This is a genomic window from Lishizhenia sp. (assembly GCF_057456495.1).
Genome location: NZ_JBVCPV010000234.1, coordinates 1 through 3789 on the forward strand (window position 1 = coordinate 1; position 3789 = coordinate 3789).

A 3789-nucleotide genomic window follows, 5' to 3' on the forward strand; every position below is an offset into this window, starting at 1 on the left:
CTTTCTCAAAGTAAACTTCCGTAAATTTTAGGCATAAAAAAATCCCGACAATTTCTTATCGGGATTTTTCTGGGTGGACGATGGGATTCGAACCCACGGCCTCCGGAACCACAATCCGGCGCTCTAACCAACTGAGCTACAACCACCATGTAAAAAACTAATCTCAAAGCTTTCAAGTATACTCTCTTGCTTCCGTTAGCGGGTGCAAATATATTAAATTTAGATTTACATAAACAACAAAATTCACCTTTTTTTTCATTAAATTAGATAAAAAGAAAATTCAAATTTTATGACTAGCTCAGAACTCATTGTAAATGAATTCAAAAGGCGTGTTTTCACAGAATCGTATTCGAGAATATTTAAGTGCCTTTCTATGATTTCGGATGAAGAATTATGGTTTACCCCCAATAAAAACACTCCGAGCATAGGTTCTTTGGTCTTACATTTATGTGGAAATGGTAAACAATGGATAGTTTGTGGATTAGGATCCGCTCCAGACCATAGACAAAGAGAAAAAGAATTTGAAAAACACCTCAACATAAAAAAAAGCGAGCTCGTGTTTGTGATGGAAAATTTAAAAATTCAAATTACAGAGGTTTTGCACACCATAAAAGATGAAGATCTTCACCAACCGAAAAACATACAAGGCTTGGAAGAAAATGTTTTTTCTGTTTTGGTGCATGTACTCGAACACTTTTCTTACCATACAGGGCAAATCACAACACTCACTAAAATCATTACCAATAAGCAAACCGGTTATTACGATCAGCTGGGGTTATAAACACTTCTTGTTAATAACAATCAAAACATACACTTGTTCCATAGCTCTTAAGCGCTAATTTTGTAGGAAACAGAATTAGATATGCTAAAGATAGGAGTTTTGGGTGCTGGTCACCTCGGTAAAATTCACATCAAACTTATATTAGAATTGAAGGAAGAATACCAATGTGTTGGTTTTTACGATCCTTCAGACGAAAATGCTCAAACGGTTATAGACACCTATGGATTGAAGCGTTTTGGAAGTATTGAGGAGTTAATCGCCGAAGTTGACTGTGTAGATATAGTAACACCAACCATTTCTCATTACGACTGTGCTGCTTATGCTTTGCGTAACTCTAAACATGTTTTTATTGAAAAGCCTATTACAGAAACGGTAGACGAAGCAAAATCTTTGATTTCCCTAGCGCACGAGGCAGATGTTAAGGTTCAGGTGGGGCACGTAGAAAGGTTCAACCCTGCTTTCCAAAAAGCTTTGCCTCACTTCAATAACCCTATGTTTATTGAGACTCACCGTTTGGCGCAGTTTAATCCAAGGGGGACAGACGTTCCTGTAATCTTGGATTTAATGATACACGATTTAGATATCATTTTAAGTGTCGTAAATTCTCCTGTTAAGCGTGTATCTGCTTCAGGTGTTGCTGTAGTTTCTGACACACCGGATATTGCCAATGCTCGTTTAGAATTCGAAAACGGATGTGTGGCGAACCTCACCTCTTCTCGCATCTCTATGAAGAATATGCGTAAATCTCGCTTCTTCCAAAAAGATGCTTACATCAGTGTAGATTTCTTAGAAAAAGAGTTAGAAGTCGTAAAGATGGAAAATGTAGAAGGAGAACCCGGACCTTTCGACATGGTGTTGGAATTAGGAAATGGTAAACCAGACAAAAAGATAATGTTTGACAAGCCGGAAGTTGGTGAAGTAAACGCGATAAAAGAAGAGTTAAGAACATTCGCAGAATCCATTGTCAATAATACAACTCCAAAAGTTCCGATAGAAGATGGATACAACGCTTTGGTAGTTGCCACAGAAATATTGGAGAAATTAAAAATGACGGGAAACCTGGTCAACAACAATATTTAGTATTCTACATCGTTCTTTTTCTAATATTTAACACTTTTGCAGTCTGTTAAAAAAGAATAAATCAATAGTCAATGCTTGTGCATTCGCTTTTCTTTGATGAAAATTGATTGAATTCTTAAAAAATATACAATGAAACACTTATTCTATCTCTGTTTACTGGCATTTGTAATCAATGGTTGTGCAAAAAAGGTTGACGCTCCTTTATGGTTAAAGGTGGACAAATTTCAACTGAATGAAAATCCTTTTGCATCAGACCAAGGTGAGTTAACCGAAAACATAACGGATGCTTGGGTAAATATGGATGGTGAGATTTTGGGAGTTTTTTCCTTACCGATAAAAATTCCAATCATTGCAGACGAAGGAGAACATAGTTTTGTAATTATTCCTGGAATTAAGAACAACGGTATAAGCTCTACGAAATCACGTTATACCTTAATGGAGCCTTACTCGGTAGATCTAACGCTTACCAAAGGAGACACAGCTTCAATTGCTCCTGAAACACAATACTACGACGACTTAACATTTTGGATAGAAGATTTCGAGAACATCAACAACTTAAAGTTAGAAGAATCTAATGCCTCTTTAGCGAGTTTAGGAACAACCAACGATCCCAACATTGTTGAATACGGGAACTATTGTGGACACATAGAATTAACCGATGACGACTCCCTTTTCTACGCTTATTCATCAGCTCCTTTATTGCTTCCTACCAATGGTAGAGTTGTTTATTTGGAAGTAGATTTTAGGACTTCACATGACTTAAGTGCGCGTTTTATCAACTCAACAAATGGTGTAACTAGCGACGATGCCATTGCAACGATGAGAGCCCAAGAAAGCCCTAAATGGACGAAAATATATTTTAACCTCAACGAACTACTTGCCGTTTATAACCAAGCTGATTTTTATGGAATTGCCTTAAGAGCTATCAAAAACAAGGTAGGTCCGCAAGACATTTACATCGATAACATCAAGGTGATATACTAGTTCTACATGCAAAAAAAATTTACTTCTCTATTAATAGTAACAGATTTCCTAATGGCTGCTTTAGCCTGGGCTAGTTTCTTTTACTTTAGAAAAACAGTTATCGAAGTCGCACCCTTTGTAATTAATACTGAATTCATTTTAGGAGTAATTTTAATACCAGCGTTTTGGGTTACGCTTCACGCCCTTTTGGGTACCTACATCAACCCCCTCCGTTTGTATAGGATGAAAATATTGAGTTTAACAACATTAAGCTCTATCATCGGAACAGTAGTCATCTTCTTTGTCTTTCTTTTGGATGATGAAATTGATGGACATCACCTCTATTACAAGTCATTAAGTGCTGTTTTTATTTTACAATTCTGCTACACCCTCCTACCTCGATTCATTATCGTTAATAATTTGGTGCAAAAGGTACATGCAGGAAAAATCGGCTTCAACACTTTGCTTATTGGTGGTAGCCAGAAAGCAGTTGATATTTACGACGAAATCAAATTCAATCATCAAAACTCAGGAAATAAGTTTATCGGTTTTGTTAACTTAAATGGGATAGACAAAAACCTTGAAGATAGACTCCCTTATTTAGGACATTTTAATGATTTTGATAAGATTATTACTGATCTCGACATCGAGGAAATCATCATTGCTCTCGACTCTACAGAACACGAAAAGCTGCGTAAAATCATTGCCAAAGTTTCTGGTAGAGACCTTAAAATCAAGGTAATTCCAGACATGTACGACATACTTTCTGGATCTGTAAAAATGAACAACATTTTCGGAGCACCACTTATAGAATTGAATTCAGAAATACTTCCTATTTGGCAACGAGTTTTAAAAAGGGGAATTGACGTTATTTGTGCAAGTATCGCTCTTATTCTTTTAACTCCTGTTTACATTACGCTGGCGATATTGGTAAAGACCTCTTCTGAAGGACCTATATTCTTTAA

At 36.5% G+C, this 3789-nt stretch carries 4 protein-coding genes and 1 tRNA gene; 4 read left to right on the plus strand and 1 reads right to left on the minus strand.

Features of this window, described 5'->3' with window-relative positions:
• Positions 1–72 precede the first annotated feature (72 nt).
• A tRNA-His gene (locus AC22ZQ_RS13145) sits at positions 73–146 on the minus strand.
• Between the two features lie 143 nt (positions 147–289).
• Between AC22ZQ_RS13145 and AC22ZQ_RS13150 the strand changes: the two genes are divergently transcribed.
• The 4 genes from AC22ZQ_RS13150 to AC22ZQ_RS13165 form a co-directional block, all read left to right on the plus strand.
• On the plus strand, positions 290–781 hold the full coding sequence (locus AC22ZQ_RS13150) for a DinB family protein (RefSeq protein ID WP_318959222.1): 492 nt from the start codon (positions 290–292) through the stop codon (positions 779–781).
• Between the two features lie 81 nt (positions 782–862).
• A complete protein-coding gene (locus AC22ZQ_RS13155; protein WP_318959223.1) occupies positions 863–1861 on the plus strand; it encodes a Gfo/Idh/MocA family protein in 999 nt (332 codons plus the stop codon).
• 129 nt (positions 1862–1990) lie between these two features.
• The gene (locus tag AC22ZQ_RS13160) at positions 1991–2845 is read left to right on the plus strand and encodes a hypothetical protein (RefSeq protein ID WP_318959224.1); all 855 of its coding nucleotides are present in this window, start codon (positions 1991–1993) and stop codon (positions 2843–2845) included.
• Between the two features lie 6 nt (positions 2846–2851).
• Positions 2852–3789: sugar transferase (locus AC22ZQ_RS13165; RefSeq protein WP_318959225.1), on the plus strand; the 938-nt coding region annotated here is incomplete at its 3' end.